At 37.5% G+C, this 17,025-nt stretch carries 9 protein-coding genes; 3 read left to right on the top strand and 6 right to left on the bottom strand.

Going from position 1 to position 17,025, the window contains the following annotated elements; genetic code table 11:
* Positions 1-11 precede the first annotated feature (11 nt).
* Positions 12-2,804 carry a T9SS type A sorting domain-containing protein gene (locus IPJ83_17595; protein MBK7882347.1) on the top strand — a complete coding sequence of 931 codons (2,793 nt, stop codon included), beginning with the start codon at positions 12-14 and terminating at the stop codon, positions 2,802-2,804.
* Between the two features lie 411 nt (positions 2,805-3,215).
* Positions 3,216-3,707, top strand: a complete 492-nt coding sequence (locus IPJ83_17590) for a macro domain-containing protein (GenBank protein ID MBK7882346.1) — start codon at positions 3,216-3,218, stop codon at positions 3,705-3,707.
* 35 nt (positions 3,708-3,742) lie between these two features.
* Here IPJ83_17590 and IPJ83_17585 read toward each other — a convergent pair whose 3' ends face one another.
* The 6 genes from IPJ83_17585 to IPJ83_17560 form a co-directional block, all read right to left on the bottom strand.
* Positions 3,743-4,687: a hydrogen peroxide-inducible genes activator gene (locus IPJ83_17585; GenBank protein ID MBK7882345.1), complete on the bottom strand. Its 945-nt coding sequence runs from the start codon at positions 4,685-4,687 to the stop codon at positions 3,743-3,745.
* Positions 4,688-5,155: 468 nt separating this feature from the next.
* Complete coding sequence (locus IPJ83_17580; GenBank protein MBK7882344.1) at positions 5,156-6,517, bottom strand: YHYH protein; 1,362 nt, start codon at positions 6,515-6,517, stop codon at positions 5,156-5,158.
* A 38-nt stretch (positions 6,518-6,555) separates the two neighbouring features.
* On the bottom strand, positions 6,556-8,166 hold the full coding sequence (locus IPJ83_17575) for a sulfatase-like hydrolase/transferase (protein MBK7882343.1): 1,611 nt from the start codon (positions 8,164-8,166) through the stop codon (positions 6,556-6,558).
* Between the two features lie 465 nt (positions 8,167-8,631).
* Positions 8,632-9,657: a c-type cytochrome gene (locus IPJ83_17570; GenBank protein MBK7882342.1), complete on the bottom strand. Its 1,026-nt coding sequence runs from the start codon at positions 9,655-9,657 to the stop codon at positions 8,632-8,634.
* Complete coding sequence (locus IPJ83_17565) at positions 9,654-10,364, bottom strand: hypothetical protein (protein ID MBK7882341.1); 711 nt, start codon at positions 10,362-10,364, stop codon at positions 9,654-9,656. Before IPJ83_17565 ends, IPJ83_17570 begins: the two co-directional genes overlap by 4 nt.
* Before the next feature lie 200 nt (positions 10,365-10,564).
* Entirely contained in the window at positions 10,565-11,233 is a 669-nt protein-coding gene (locus IPJ83_17560; protein MBK7882340.1) for a PorT family protein, read from the bottom strand.
* 321 nt (positions 11,234-11,554) lie between these two features.
* On the opposite strand from IPJ83_17560, the gene IPJ83_17555 reads away from it, so the two are divergent.
* Entirely contained in the window at positions 11,555-16,909 is a 5,355-nt protein-coding gene (locus IPJ83_17555) for a T9SS type A sorting domain-containing protein (protein ID MBK7882339.1), read from the top strand.
* The last annotated feature ends 116 nt before the right edge of the window (positions 16,910-17,025 follow it).

The following is a 17,025-nucleotide window of genomic DNA, read 5'->3' as shown; positions in this document are numbered from 1 at the left end:
AAATGGCAATCATGAGAAATTTTAAAATTTTAATTTTCGTATTGAGTCTTTTTCTAGTTCAGTGGGTTTCTGCCCAGGATGGAGGTTTTGATAAGAGTTTTAATGGGAATTCTTACCATTCTCTTTCTATAGGGAAGTCCTTTGAAAGGACTCAGCACATGACCAGACAAGCAGATGGAAAAATAATTGTGGTGGGTTATTTATCGGTTGGTCAAACCAGAAATGCTTTCGTTGCAAGATATATGAGCGATGGAGCAGAAGACTTAAGTTTTGGAGATGGAGGGAAGTTCATATTTTATAATTTCCCTTCTACGTTTTATTCTGTGGTTGTGCAAAAAGATGGGAAGTTAGTAATCTCTGGTGTGGCCACGCAGGGTAATCAAAATAATTTTCTAGTAGCAAGATTGGAATCTAATGGAAACTTGGATAAAAGTTTTGCCGGAAAGGGGTATTTGACACAGCCGGTTGGTGATCTGGGCGCTGCCTTGGCATATAGGGTTGTTGTTGCCTCCGATGGAAAGATAGTTGTCGGAGGGTACGCTTGGGTGAATGGCCAACACTATAATTTCGCCATGATCCGTTTAAAGCCTGAAGGAACTTTAGATGCAGATTTTGGTACAGGTGGGATTTCTTTGACAGACATTGGAAGTGGCACGGCGGATTTTGCAAATGACATGATTTTACTTACCAATGGTGGCATATTGATGGTGGGTTCAACCCGACAAGTGACTCCTGCAGTTTTAAACTATGATTTTGCGATGGCCAGGTTTAATTCGTATGGTCGATTGGATAATACATTTAGTAGTGATGGAAAAGTGACAACAGATTTTGCGGGACAGGACGATGCTGCATATTCGGTTTTGGTATTAAGCAATGGAGGAATAATAGTAGGTGGGTATGCAACAGAGGCAGGTATATCCAAGTTTGCCCTTGCGAAATATTCAAACAGTGGTATTTTGGATATTTCATTTGATAAAGATGGCAAAGTGATGACAACGGTTAATGGTGAGTCATCTTCTCCATATGATATGAATATTCAAAGTGATGATAAAATTGTGTTGGCAGGTAACACATTAAGTGGTAAATTTTGTACAGTAAGATACAGTGCATATGGGGTCCCGGATAATTCTTATGGTAAGGCCGGTATTAATATACAGGATCTTGGTGGAGGGACAGGAGGTCTCAGAGGTGTTGTTATTTTATCAGATAGAAAGGCTCTTGTTTGTGGATATTCAAGTTTGCACCAAAATACAGATGGCGTAATCGCGCGATTAAATACTGACGGAAGTCCGGATATAAGCTTTGGGAATAAAGGTCTGGTTTATGTCGCATACAATTTAACCAGGACGGAGGCTACAAGTTTATCCATACAGATGGATGGAAAGATTCTGGCAGGAGCAATTGCAAATGACGCCCTGTTCAGTAGATTCGCATTGGCAAGATTTAATGAGAATGGTACATTGGATGATGATTTTGCCGAAGGGGGAAAATTTCTCAATCAAACATGTCCAGCATGCGGGGATGAATTGACAACGGATATGACCGTTCAACAGGATGGTAAAATTCTATTGTTCGGCATCACTTATTCCACCATCAATGAGAGGGACAATTACCAGCTCATACGGCTACATTCAGATGGCAGGATTGACAGTAGTTTTGGTAAAAATGGCATAGTGCAAACAGATTTTGATTCCACATTTGATAGAGGAATTTCGGTTTCTGTTCAGACTGATTTTAAGATTGTGTGTTCGGGCTTTGTCTTTAATGGTCAGGATTGGGATTTTGGATTGGTGAGATATTTGCCTGATGGTAATCTGGATTCCGGGTTTGGAGTTGGTGGAAAATTAACCACAGCCATTGGAAGTGGGAATGATGTTGCTTATGCGATGGCCATACAAGCAGATGGGAAAATAGTTGTAGGAGGATTGAGTGTAGTCGACACACCGAATATATATCATTATGCCTTGGTGCGATATGATAACAATGGTTCGCTTGACCAAAGTTTCAATGGCACTGGAAAGGTAATTGTTGATTTTGGAAATGATTTTAGACAGGGCACTGTATATACCATCAGGGTTCAAAAGGATGGAAAGCTTTTACTGTCGGGCGAAATAAATAATATCACCACCGGTGGAAAATACGGCGGTTTGGTGAGATTAAATGCAGATGGAAGTTTAGATAAAAATTTTGGAAACAGTGGTATGTTAATCATTTCAGTAGATAGTTTTTTCAATATTTTAAATGACATGGTAGTGCAGGAAGACGGAAAAATTATTTGTGGCGGAAGATTCGGGGCAGGAAATTCAGGATCTTTCCTTGTAAGGTATAATTCTGATGGTAGTATAGATAAGAATTTTGCATTCATGGGCATTTTAAGAATCGGATTGCAAGGTCCTAGTTTGGTAAATGCTTTGGCACTGCAGGTAGATGGAAAAATTGTTTTAGCAGGGAATGTCTATACTGCAAACAAAACAGAATTGTATGTAATGAGGTTGCTGAATAAATTAAATGTTGGTGTGCTTGGTGAAAGGAAGTTAGCTAACAAATTAATGGTCTACCCAAATCCAGTATCAGATGAAGTAAGTTTAGAATACAAATTAATTAATTCTGGAATTGTCCACCTAAAATTGTTGGATTTAAAAGGAAATGTACTCCAGGAAATAAGTACTACAGATATTGAAAAAACAGGAGATCATGCGCTTAAATTCAAGCTGCATCCTTCAATTCAAACCGGGGTTTATTTTCTTCAATTACAGAGTGGAAAAGAACAAGCTTCTGTACAAATTTTTGTGCATAAAAGCTAGACTTGTTTCTGTAATTCAGTCTTTTGATCAGAAATTTAATTCAGATCAAATCCAAGGTGACTAAATGTGTAATCACTATAAATAGGATTGAATTGTATAAATTGATATGGGTCAATTGATGAGATTATTTTATAGCTTTCATCCCTTTTAAATATATAAGTTTTATTTTGAAATTATTTATAAAACAAGGAATGATGGAAAGAAAATCATCCAGATGTATTTAAAGGAAATTTTAAGTCTTATATTGGCATGATTACCATTCAAATAGCAAAGGATATGAAGTGGAAAGAATGTATTAAGATTTGACTATTGATTTTGAAATTATTTCTTGACAAAAAATCATTTGTATGCATGATTTCCATCATTTCTGAGGTAAGAATATATACAGAACATTGTTAAAAATTATTAAGTATGATCAAAGAAGTGAAAGGGGATATCTTGTTGTCTGATGCTGCATTGTTGGTACACAGCGTGGCGCCTATGGATCATTTTGATACGGGACTTGCATTGAGTTTGCGGGATCAGTATCCGGAGATGGTTAAGGAGTTCAGGCATCATTGCCGGGTTCATCATCCATCACCTGGAGAAATATTTAACTGGATAGGAACCGATGGCAAGCATATTGTGAGTCTTATGGCTCAGGAACCTCCACCTTCTGCGCACGGACATGCAAATCCAGGCAAGGCTTCCATCAGTAATCTCGAGCATGCTTTGAAAAAGTTGGCTAAACTTATCGAGCACGATGAGGTCAAGAGTGTCGCGTTACCCAAACTTGCAACCGGGGTAGGAGGATTGAAGTGGGAAGAAGTGCTGAGTAGTATACATAAATATCTTGGCCAACTTGAGGTGCCGGTGTATCTCTATACGACCTATGTAAAAGGAGTCAAGGCGAGTGAAGGATAAGTCTTAATAAGACTGGTTTAATTGTGCCGTTTAGGCTATGGTGTGAAGACTGGTATGATTTCTTTTTTAAGGATAGATTGCATTTCATCGGGGATGGAGAGCAGTATTTCTTTTTTGATGGCTTCGATTAGTTTCTCTTTAACAAAATAGCGGTAGGTCACCAAGCCAATTTCCCTCACCGGGGCGGGGGTCTTGAAATGGCGTGTATTGTTTTTTTGCTTTGCGTTCATGTCTCTGAGTGCCAGTTTAGGGAGGATGGTGATGCCTTCATTGGTTTCAACGATTCTTTTGAGTGTCTCTATGCTGCCGGATGCAAAGTTGAACTGCTGAGTGGCATCGTCTTTCTTTTTGAGTTCACACAGGTTGATGATCTGGGATCGCAGGCAATGACCTTCCTGCAAGAGCCAAAGCCTGTTGACATCAATATCCTGAGCGAGCAGGTATTTTTTCTTCAGCAATTTTTCTTTTGAAGATGCATGTACTATAAATTCTTCATAGAAAAGCAGTTCTTCTTTGAGTGATGAATCGTTTAGCGGAGTAGCTAGAATCCCCGCATCCAGATCATTTTGTTTGAGTTTGTGTATGATTTCATCTGTACTTAATTCGCTGATGTTTAGTTTAATTAAAGGGTGCTTTTTTAGAAAGGAATTTAGAAAGAGTGGTAGCAGATATGGTGCAAGCGTTGGAATAATTCCGATGTGCAATTCTCCGCTCAGTGAATCATGTTCAGCGGACACAATTTCTTTTAGTTTTTGGCTTTCCTGGACGATTATTTTTGCTTGCGCAATGATCTTTTTTCCCAATTGAGTGGGTACTACGGGTTTTTTACTCCGGTCAAAAATAACCAGGTCCAACTCCTCTTCCAATTTCTTAATCATCATGCTTAGGGTGGCCTGGGTGATGTAGCATTTTTCCGCAGCCTTTACAAAGTGGCGGTGGGTATCGACGGCAATGATGTATTCAAGTTGATTTAAATTCATAATATAGATAAAATCTATGCGAATATATAAAATATCAGTTTGATTGATAGTGCCTGACCCATTAAATTTGTGTTTAGTTGCAGGGAAGTTCTGCGACACGATGTTCAAAAGTATGCAATGGGGCTAAATTGGAACAGAATACATCTGGATTCATTAATTGCTGAAAGAGTCAATAGAACCCCATTTTGGAGAGCGTTTGGATAGAAGTTATTTTCTAAGCCTTTTGGAAATTAAATAATTACCGAGGATTTATTATTGTTGAATTTATATGTATTTTTTTATACGCAGGTCGGTCAGGGCCTGCGTTTTTTATTTATAGAAAAATTAATGCAACTTTATTTTTTTAGAAATATTTACTTCATGTTTCAATGAGGAATTCGACGTATCATTTGTACTGTTCGAAGAGTTAAAATAAGTTACTAAGCAGTAGTTTTTATTTTCAGCATTTTAAATAAATCAGCATTCACTTTATTTAATCAGCACAATTTTTCTGACCGTATGGAAATTGGCACTTGAAATTTTGATAAAGTAGGTTCCGCTGTACAGCGTACTTGTTTCAAAATAGACTATGGTGCTTCCCTGGTGCATTGTTGTAGTCTTGATGGTTACGCCGGATTCATTCAGCAGTTCTACTTTTATATCTTCCCTGTTCAGATCATTACATTGAATGGCGATCAGATCATTGGCAGGATTCGGAAATACAAGTACATCTTGAAAAGTTGATGGACCATTTTGGGTAGCTGTTGATGTAGGTACATAAGTAGTGACCGGTTCGTTGATTCCCTGAACTTTCATGGCATTTCTCACGCCATAGAAGGTTGGTCCAACCACATATGGATAGGCGGAATTCCATTGTTTGTCGACAGTTGCAAAATAGCAGTAGATACCTATGGGATATTCCGGGGTAATGCAAAATCTTCCATTGTGTTCGTCTAAATAATCAGGGGTGGCAGAAGATGTTGGCTGGTACATATAATCCTCTCTGAAATAACCTAAAGGGTAATTGGCATTTACAGGTGGACCCGGGGTAACTGTTGAGCCATCTGCATAAGTGGTGCGTATAGAAATGTCTCTTAGTTTGTAGCTGGAATTCATCCGGACAATTCCACCTGTACCATCTGTATTTCTAAATGCATAAGCGCCATAAATGGGGAAACCGTCATAAGCAAATCCCAACAAAGGTGAATGTTTAGTACTGTCTATTACATACAGTCCGTCAGAATCGTACAGATTGCAAATTGTTGAAATAACATTCAGGTCTAATTTAAAAGCACTTGGATTTTGATGGTGATGATAGTTGCCCATGGCAGGGTGTGCTTTGGAACAATCGAAACCAACCCTTTCGGCAACTACGGCATCTCTGTTCCATTTCATGTCACCCATACCACCCAAGGGTCCTCCCTTGAGGGAATTGGAAGCATTTGACCAGGATACTCCATCCCGATAGTCAAACAGGGCCACTCCATTGATAAAGAGTCCAATGTTTCCTCCGGTCGTACTGGTTGGTGTTCCGGTATTCTTTGTTGGATGGAGGGAAAATCGGAACAGTGCGTTTTGATTGGTGGCGATGGAAGGATTTCCATCCAGAAAAGGGCCTGTGATGTATGCGGGAATTCCGGTCGCATTGATGTATACCCAATCATTGGAATATTTTACACTTTGGACATTGGCGGGAACGGCATCCATTATGGGTGTAGGATTTCCTTTTACATAATGCCTTCCCATGATGTTTGTTGTATTTTGTAACCAGGAAGTTATAGAAGGATTTAATTGTGCCTGCAAGTTTAGGTGACAGGTAATGAGTAGTAAACAATAAATAATTAATTTCATGTGACCGGATATTGATTTGTACATAAAGGTGCGAAGATTTATTCTTTGGTGATTCTAATTATTTGTACAGGTTTAACTAAAATTTTAAGTACGTAGGTGCCGGAAGGTAAGAAAGAGAAATCCATGTTTTCGATTTGGGATCCTGCGTAAATTCTTTCGCCCATTATGTTGTAGAGTTCTGCAATGGTTGAATTGGAAAATTGCTTGATTTTTATTTTTGAATTAAATGGATTTGGGTAAACTATCGAAGTCGAATACGATCCAGCGTGATCTTTGGAATCAACAGTTGTAAGACAAATATTTCCAACACCCAGAAGATTTTCCATTTCATTACACAAATAGTAGTATTGGGTGATCTCTTCTGTTGTCATGTTGGACTCGAGTAAATTTACTTTTTCTTCAGGGTCTGTTTTAAGATTATAGAATTCTTCTTTTCCGGAATTGAATTTAATCAGTTTAAAATCCGGATTACGAATTGATTTGGCTTCGCTGGCATCCGGGGTTAATTTAAATATTTCACTAAATGACCAGGGTCTGATCTGATTACTTTCTTCCCTGATAAAAGGCAAAATACTTTTGCTGTCCACCGGTTTTTTCGGATCAATCAGAGATGACCAATTGGTAAATCCAAATAATTCAAAAACGCTGGCAAAGATATCTGTTGTATTCACTAATGCGTCCGTTATTTGGCCCGGGTTTTTGACAGAGGGTCCTGCAATCATAAACGGTACATGAATTCCATTTTGGTAAACAGTGCCTTTTGCTCTCGCGGTATCGGTGCTCTGATCAGTCTTTTGAGTATTTCCGTTGTCTCCAATAAAAATAATGTCTGTATTGTCTAATTTGCCCATTACTTGCAGAGAATCAAACAGTCGACCCATTTCATGATCTAAGGCCTGGATCATCGCTTTAAAATAGCTTTTTGGATTAGCCCTAATATCCTGTGCGGTGCCGCTTAAGTTTTTGTAATGATGTAAATCGGCAGGTGGCAAATGCAGTGGTTCATGAGGAGCATTAAATGCGAGCCACAAAAAGAATGGTTTTTTATTTTGATTTTTAAGCCAGGCTACCGCATTGTTGACATTTTCAGAAGTGGCATAGTTGGTTACGTTGGTGGCTACACCATTGATGTATTTTGTCCAATTGGTAAAACTTGACAATTGTCCGATAAAGGGCCCTTCAAAATGATCATAACCCATGATGTTTGGGAATTTCAAATTGCTGACAGGCATGGCTTGTTGAAGATGCCATTTACCAATGTTGGCTGTTGCAATTTCGGGATTCAAAATTTTTAGTATTCTCGGTATGGTATTTTCAGCAGTATCCAGAGGCATGGATCCACCTGCTCCACCCACAATGCCGCCTACTCCTGTTCTGAAACTGTATCTTCCTGTTAAAATACCTGATCTGGTGGAGGAGCATACCGGATTAGAAGCTGCATTCTGAAAAAGCACACCACGGCTTACCAGTTTTCGGAGATTGGGAACTTCTACTGTGTCTTTGTGATCTTTGTAAAAACCAAGATAATCAGTGCCTAAATCATCTGCAATAATAACCAGCACATTCCTTTGTGCCTGGCATAGGTGGATGGTCCAAATGGACAGAAGCGCAGTGAGTAATATTTTAAAATGAGGCATTATGAATGACAATAATAGAATTTTTAAATTTTGACCTGATTTGTTATCATCTTCTCTTATCCGGCGATTAATATTTTTAACTATTTAATACATGAATGAGGAAAAGAAAAATTTAATGGTTAAAAAAATATTTACTAAGTTGAGGTAAATAAATCAATCAAAGTTAATCAATCTAATGCCATTGTTTTAAGGAATGCCCTTTAAATTGAGTACCATCTGAAAAAAAACGACCAAGTCCACGTGTAGAAGGGAGAAAAACTAACTCTGTACTGTAGTCTAAGAAAAATTATGGATGGCTTAATGCTTGTGTCGTTTATGTAGGTTGTCATTTGAGTGGATTCTTTAACCGGGCAATGTGATCTCTCATAACCTAATGTTCAGGTAGTCTGTGCGGGACCATTCCTAAGATTTAATTTGATTAAGGATGCATGGTTTATATCTACTTCTGATCAAACCAAAGTCAATAAATAAAATTCCTTATTTTTTGAAAAATATAAATTTTGGAAATGAATTTTTGGGATCAAATAAAAAGGATTTATCGGAGAGGGTCAAAAGAAATGCAATCAGATCAACTTTTTCATTTGATTTTAGTGCAATTGAATTTTTCAATTTTTCGGACAATGTTTTACTTTGGTGAATCCCGGAGGTATAGTGTTTTAGAACCTCACTTAGATTTTTGAAGCGACCATCGTGCATGTATGGAGCGGTAAATTCAATATTTCTTAAAGTAGGCACTTTGAATTTTAGTGAATCGGATGTAAGCCCTGTGATTTTCATCCTTCCAATGTCATTTAGCGTAGAATCCTGTAGTAAACCATTATTTTCAAAAGCTTGGTTGGAGAACAATGGTTCAGTATGACATTGTGCGCAATGTTTTCTGAAGAGTTTCAGGCCGTTTTTTTCCTGATCAGTAAATGTAGACTGTTTGCGATACACGCTGTCGTATTTTGTATTGTCACTTACCAGAGTTAACAAAAAAGCAGAAAAAGCTTTCAAGGTGTTTGCTCCGGTAATCAAACTATCACCAAATGCAGTGTAAAATAATCCAGGGTATAAATGTTTTTTTTGGAGTTTCCCAATGACGTGAGCGAAGTCCTCATTCATTTCTATTGGATTGGTAATGGGGGAAAGTGCCTGCATGTCCAAATGATGGATGGCGCCATCCCACATAAATGATTTTTGCCAAGCTAAGTTTAATAATGCAGGTGCGTTCCGATTGCCAATCGAATCATGGATTCCATGGCTAAGTGCGTGATCTGTATGGGCAAAGGAAGTGTAGGGATTGTGGCAGCTTGCACAAGAGATTGTACTGTCTTTGGATAAAATGGGATCGTAAAACAAAGCTCTTCCTAAATCAATTTTTGTTTGCGAGAGTTGGTTTTGAGTAAATGAATAATTGGGTTTTGGCCATCCTTTGGGGACCTTAAAGAAAGGTTCCGGAATGCCGCCAGAGGTTAACAGCATTAGCAAAAGGAGGCAATATGAAATGATGATATATTTCATTTGGGAATTACAGAAAAAATTTCACTAAAGTATTGACTCAAAGTATAAGCATTTTTACCCGGTGACATGATCTGATTCAGTTTGGCGAGATCAATTTTATCAAATAAATTCTGGAAATTGATTAAGATGTTGTGCGCATCATTCTTTTGCAAATCCAGACAAATATTCTGACACGCATTGAAGGGTGATTGGTACCCACCCAAATGAAATTGAAATTCGTGATTGCGTGTTGTACAACGTTGAGATTTACCCTCCATTTTGATGTTGATGTATCCACTTTGCCAGGTCCAATACATTCCGGTGGTGGGGTCTAAATCTCCACCAAAGACTCCCGAAATATTGGTCATGCTGTCAATACCCAAATTAAAGCATAGGGTTTTGTAGTTTGTTTCTTGAGGGATGTTTATGGAAAGAGATAATGTGTTTTCTTTAGCTAAATCCAATAAATGGAAGCTGTTACTTTCTTCCCAAGCAAGCGTGTTACCATCCCACAATTTAAATGAAGAAAGATAGAATTTGATGGTTTCAAAAATCAAGGTATCTGCAGATTTTTCACCGTATACATTTTTATGAAGAGAGATTTTATGATTGTCAAAAACCGGAATAAAATTGAGTGAAATTGATTTATAATCCTGAGCATTCAAAAAAGAAAATGCACAAAGCATAAATGGGTTAAAATAACTTAATTTATTTTTAAGCCCGTTCATTTATTTGATTTTGTTAGAAATAAAATTGAGTTCTGATTCATAGAAAAGTTAGCAAGGTCATAAATAAAAATCGTGAAGTTGAGGTCCGCGGGTTAAGAATTATTTATGTTGAATGGGGGCTTAAAATATTAATAATTATTAAATTGACTTTAGTTATGAATACTCCCGATAAAACGAAGAATGGTTGTGTTCGAAAAAGTTTATTCAGATAAATGAAATGCATAACCTATAGAAAGTCCAATTCCTCTGGTATGTACTTTTTTCGTACTTTCTTCTGCAAAACCATCGATGTCCAATAAGCCAAAAATGTAGCGGGCGTCGAGTATAAATTCTCCATTACCAGCCGGTATGCCAAGGTTGCCTCCTAAGTGTAGACAAACGTCCCATTTTTTTAACTGCATATCTTCAAAATCGATGCTTTCTTTTATGGTGTATTTTACTTTTTGTTCGGTGAAATCCTGATTGATCTTCCCACCAAATGCATAGGCTACAGAAGGACCAGCATATAAACACAATTTAGTAGACCAATCCACGAAATTCTTTTTGGCAAGCAAGGGTATTTCCAATGCATTCAAACGCATTCTAAAGTCACTGTAATCTATGGCATCCTGTGAATATAGACGTACCGCTTTTTGAAGATAGATCAGTTCAGTTTGCAAGGAAAAAGATTCCGTAATAAATACCTCTCCAGACAAAGAAACATAGGGTGTGCTTAAATATTTAACTGCATCCTCCTCCTCACTGTTAAAACTGAATCGGGAGATGTGAATTCCTGATCGAATGCCTGCAGAAACTTGACTGAATAGGTTAGGTGTAAAATGGAGGAGAGATAACAAACCTATACAAATAGTGTGCTTTAATTTTTTCATGGGTTGAATGTAATTCATTTTTGATTTTCCTGATCCTAATATGAGCAAATAGTGCATTCTACAAGTGAAAAGTATGGGTCCATGTGGGTATGGATTATACAAAAAGCCAGGTATAAAAGTGTTTTATGGAATAAAAAAGGATTAGAAATAATCCAAAATTGTCTATCAAATTAATTTAAATAATTGATATACATTTTATTAAATATGTGATATTATTCTAAATTAAAATATATATAATGATTATAAAATATATATATTTGCATTAAAATCAATCTTTAATATCTTAAAAAAAGATTTAATTTAAAAGCCAAAACCGAATTCATGCTCTCCAAATGCCTAAATTTTGGACATAAGTTATTGTTGTGCAGTGTATTTACAACAGTACTGACCTCCTTATTCCTTCCACTTACCGCACAAAACCCCGGACTTCCAAAAGCATGCCCGGTGAAAAATGGACACCAAACCACTACCGGCAGTATTGTTCTTCGACCGCAGGTTGTAGAATCCAATCCTTTCACAGGCCAGGTGGGTTTCAGTCAAGCATCAAATGTGGCTTATAATGACCAGGAATATTGTCAACTGATATTAAAGAGTGGTGAGCTGTCTTCTAGTTTATGGTTTAGGGATTTTAATCTTAACCTGCCGGAAGGATCAAAAATTTATGGAATAGCAATTGAGTTTGAAGGAAATGTAACAGGAGGAAAATTGAATCTTGTACAACTTCAACTTACTGACCGCAATGGTAAAAACTATGGAGAAAACAAGGCTGCTATTTTACCGGCCCTGCAATGGAATGCTACAAGGCCAAATGCAGATTCCTTATGGAAACATGGTGGAGTGAATGATGTGTGGAATCTTAAACCATCACTTCAGGATGTAAATTCCTCTAATTTTGGTTTTAAGTTGCAGGTAAAAAACGTTGGGAACACAGAGGTCAAACTTAATCTGGATCGTGTGCGTCTGGTCATTTATTATCAGGCCATGCCAGCCATGTGTATGAAAGATTGTAGTTTTTTTTATGTAGATCCGGTTAAGAATGCTACCCAATATCACTGGAAAATTCCTACAGGTGCAGAGGTGATTTCGAATGAAGTCAATCAGTCTTTTATAGGATTGAACATCGGAAGGTTACCATACGGAATACACGAAGTGTGTGTGCAAACAGAATCCGCTGCAGGGCTTTCTGAACTTTGTTGTCTTAGTTTTTTAAACAGCGACTGTTCAACAGCATCTGTTGGCGACAGGGTGTGGCGAGATGATAATGCAAATGGAATTCAGGATCCTAATGAACCCGGAATTTCATCCACTCAAGTTCTACTTTATGACGGACAGACAAAAAAGTATATTAGATCGGTGCTGACAGATATTTCCGGATATTTTAAATTTGATAGTTTAGTCTCCGGATATTATTATTTAAAATTTATTACGCCTGGAAATTTAATTTCCACTTCGTCTTTCAAAGGAAACAATTCCTCTCTTGACAGTGATTTGGAAAATGTTTTTGGAACAGGCAGTACGCCCATGTTTTTTCTGGCACCCGGGCAACGAAAAACGGATGTAGATGCAGGTTTTTTTCAATATTCATCCATAGGAGATTTTGTTTGGGAAGATGTGGATGCTGATGGCATTCAGGATGCTCATGAGCGTGGCATATCAGGAATTAAATTTTATTTGCTTAATACTTCAGGAGTCCTATTGGATTCGGTAGTGAGTGATTTGAATGGTAGGTATTCTTTCAGCAAGGTTTTGCCGGGGGATTATTACATACGGGTTTATTCATCAGATCCGTATGCAGTCACTCAATTTCGTGCGGGAAATAATGCTGCCAAAGACAATGATTTTTTGGGAAATTTTACATCTGAAATTTTTAGTGTAGGATTCCAACAAATGCGAAGCGATGTTGATTTAGGTTTGACCAAATCCTCCTCAGTGTGTGGTAAGATTTGGTATGACCGCAATCAGGATGGTCAACGTGATGTGAAGGAAACTTTGGTAAAGGATGCGTTGATTTATTTACTTGATTCTGTTTCACAGATTTTAGATTCTACCAGGAGTGCTGATAATGGAAATTATTGTTTGAATATTTCACAATCTTCAGGAAAATATCGCTTGAGAATATTTTTATCAGATGAATTCATACTGAGTAAAAAGGATTCAGGTCCGGATAGTACGGACAATGATTTTAACTTAGATCATTTTACAGATTATTTTACATTAGCACAAGGGCAAAGTACCAAATTGGATGCCGGATTTTTAATTGATTGCAAGGATCAGGCTCCAGAATTAATTTTTATTCAATCCAGTCCAGAATGTTTGGATCAAGAACCCATTCAAATTTTGTTTGCCCCCGCCTCTACTCCTCCGCTCAATCCCGGATTTGAGAAAACATATTTTCTTGTTCGAGCTTCGGATGGTGTAATTGTTTCCATCAATTCATTTCCATTTTTTCAGGTGGATCAGCCGGGCAATTATTATTGCAGATCTATGATTTATGATGGAACAAAGGGGTCGTTTAATTATTTTGATGTTAACACTATACAGGTAGGGATCACCTATGTGCTGAGGCTTATCAATGACTTGGATTCACTGCAATTATGTTACAATATATCAGCAGCTTCCACAGTGGTGACGATCAGGGAGTGCAGTAGTATAAGTGGAAGGGCATGGTATGATTACGGGCAAGATGGTATTCAGGATCAGAAGGACAGAAGTATTCCGGATGTATTGGTTTGTTTAAAGGATGAATTTGGAATTGCAATAGATTCTGTGAGAACAGATTCTATGGGTAAATATGCATTTGTAAAATTGAATCCTACCCATAAGTATAGTGTTGCATTCAAATATTTACAGGATTATAGTTATACTCTGAAAGATGCTTCCGGTTTTGAGCAAACCGACTCCGATGTAAATAAAACCGGAGAGACAGATATATTTACACCCGCGATGGGAAATAATATGCATGTAGATGCAGGATTGTTTTTGAATTGCAATATTTCTTTAGCAAGTTTAAAAACCTTGCCAATGGAATTTGAATGTTATTCAGGAGGAGTTCAGAGCATCCGTGCAACGACCATTGGCACGCATCAGTATCCGGTCGACTATGTTGTGAAATATTTATTGGTTACAGGTGTAACACAAAAAATTTCAGAAATTTCCGACAGTCCTGAATTCAAGATTGATAAGCCGGGTGTGTACAGTATTTATATTTTGTGTTTTGAAGAAAAGCAAGATGGGTTTAATTTTTTAGATCTGACTATACTGATTCCGGGAACTACCACTTTAGTGGATCTAGGGAATTTGATTTTGCGGGAGCAAAAATGTGCTTCTATTTCTGCAAAAGGCGTATCTTTTGTCGTGGATGAATGTATCGGCATGCGTGGTTTGGTTTGGCGGGATGCCAATAAAAATGGCATTCAGGATTTGGGAGAACAAGGATTTAAGGATTATTTGATTTACCTCACAGATAAATCAAGAAAAATAATTGATTCGATAAAGACAGATTTTAACGGACATTATTTTTTTGAAAAGAAAACGCCTGCATTGGAGTACAGGATATTTTTGTCGCCAATGGCAGGATATGTTTTTTCAAAAAAGGGAAGTGGGAATATGCCGGATGTTGACAGTGATGTTGATTCTTCCGGTTGGAGTGAATTGTTGAGTTTGCCGGGAGGAGGGCAGGCAAAAATTGATGCAGGAATTTATGAAGAGTGTTTGGCAAAAGCTCCTGATTTATATGATTTATCTATGTCTTCTCCGTGTTACACAGGAAATCCGGTTCGCGTCAGATATGCCTTGAATGGTATTGAGTTTCTACCTCCAGGCTTTAGCAGAAAGTTTATTTTAATATCAGATTCCGGACAAGAAATTTTGAAGACAAGTGACAGTCTTTATACTGACATAATGAGATCCGGAAGATTTTATGTTTATGAGTTGGTCTATCAAAATGATCCGCTGAGTCCGGATTATTTTGATGCAACCAGCTTTCTTACTTTGGGTACCCACTTAAATGAAGTATTGCAATATTTAAAATCAACGGCTAAATGTCATGCTCTTAGTGAGCGTCCTGCATTCTTTGAATTATACAACTGTAGAAAAATCGAGGGAATTGTTTGGGAAGATTTTGATAAAAACGGAATTCGCAATTCCGGTGAGACGGAAATAGAAAGGGTCAAAGTGTTTTTGTATGATGATCAGAACAACCTTTTGGACAGTGTGATGACAGATACAATTGGTCAATATGAATTTCTTCAATTTGCTCCGGGAGACTATCAGATTAAATTTGTGAACGAAGACAAGAATTTTAGTTTTAGTCCCCAAGATCAGGGAGTTGATGAAGATCTGGACAGCGATGTAAATCAAATGGGTGAATTATATTTTAGTGTATTTCCCGGAAAAATGATCACTGTTGTAGATGCCGGAATGATAAGACCTTATGGTATGATTGGGGATTATGTATGGGAGGACAGTAATGGTGATGGAATCCAGCAAGGCAATGAGATAGGAGTTAACGGAATTGCTATAGATTTGATTGAGGCCAGTACAGGCAGGTTAATTAGAAGTACTATCAGTAAGTTGGATTCACTGGGTAATCCAGGTTATTATAGATTTGATCATGCTCCGGAAGGAATGCATTATTTGAGTGTAGGCTTTCCGGATTCCGTTTCCATTACTGCATATAGATCCGGTATTGATAGCTTGCTTGATTCAGATTTTGACAAGGTAGGTAGTCAATTTAGGACCGTTGATTTTGAGGTAAAATCAAATGCTCAAAGAGACGATCTGGATTTGGGGATCTTGAAGAAATCGACTGTGGGTAATTTTATTTGGCTGGACGTAGATAGGGATGGAATTCAGGATGCCGGAGAAGGGGGCATACCTGAGGTCAAGGTGAAATTATACAATGAGCAAGATGTAATGGTGGATGAGGTATATAGTGATGAAGAAGGACATTTTAATCTGCGTGCACATACCGGTTCATATTATCTAAAATTTGAAGCACCTCCATTTTATGGGTATACGAGTATGAATGGATTTGTAGCCCAAGATGTAAACAGTGATGTGAATCACAGTCATGGCTACGGTACTACCGATGTGGTGCAGCTCTTCGAAGGTGATGTATTGTCAGATCTGGATGCAGGATTGGTGTTGAGTTCAGTATTGTCCATACAGGAAATTAAATTGGAATCAGAAATTGAGCATGGCGGTGTGTGCAAATTGCATTGGAAGATAAATGGCGATTTTAACAAGGGTCTGATGAAATTATTGAAATATGATGGTAATTGGTCAGCAATCCATCACCCAGTAATTGATGAAAATAAAAATGAATTTTGGTTTGAGGATGTAGAAGTAAACAAGTCAGATTTGATTTATTATAAAGTTGTTTATTTGAATGAAACTGAATTGATAGAAAGCAATGTAGTTGCATTTCAGAACAAGAAAAGTGCTGAACTCATGTTAAGCCCAAATCCTGCGAGCGAGTTTGTGGAGGTAAAATTTAATTCAATAGACAGGGAGGGTAATTATGAAATCTTAAATATTCAAGGAAACATCATAGCGTCAGGCTATATTAAAAATGGAGTTCAGAAAATAAATGTTGCAGGGCTTCTTCCGGGAGCGTATTTTGTCAAGGTAACTACCTCCAAAGGTGCTGAGATCAAAGAATTTTTAAAATTGTAAATGGTTCTAATCACTACATTTATAAAGAGGAAATCATATTGATATTTCCAATGCCTAAAAAGTTACGATGATTTTTAGCCCAACTGTCTGAACCATGATTTTTGGGATGCATGGGA

It is taken from the genome of Candidatus Vicinibacter proximus, from assembly GCA_016713905.1.
Classification (GTDB): Bacteria; Bacteroidota; Bacteroidia; order Chitinophagales; family Saprospiraceae; genus Vicinibacter; species Vicinibacter proximus.
The sequence above is the reverse complement of the archived record's forward strand: the minus strand, read 5'-3'. Positions and strand labels throughout refer to the sequence as shown.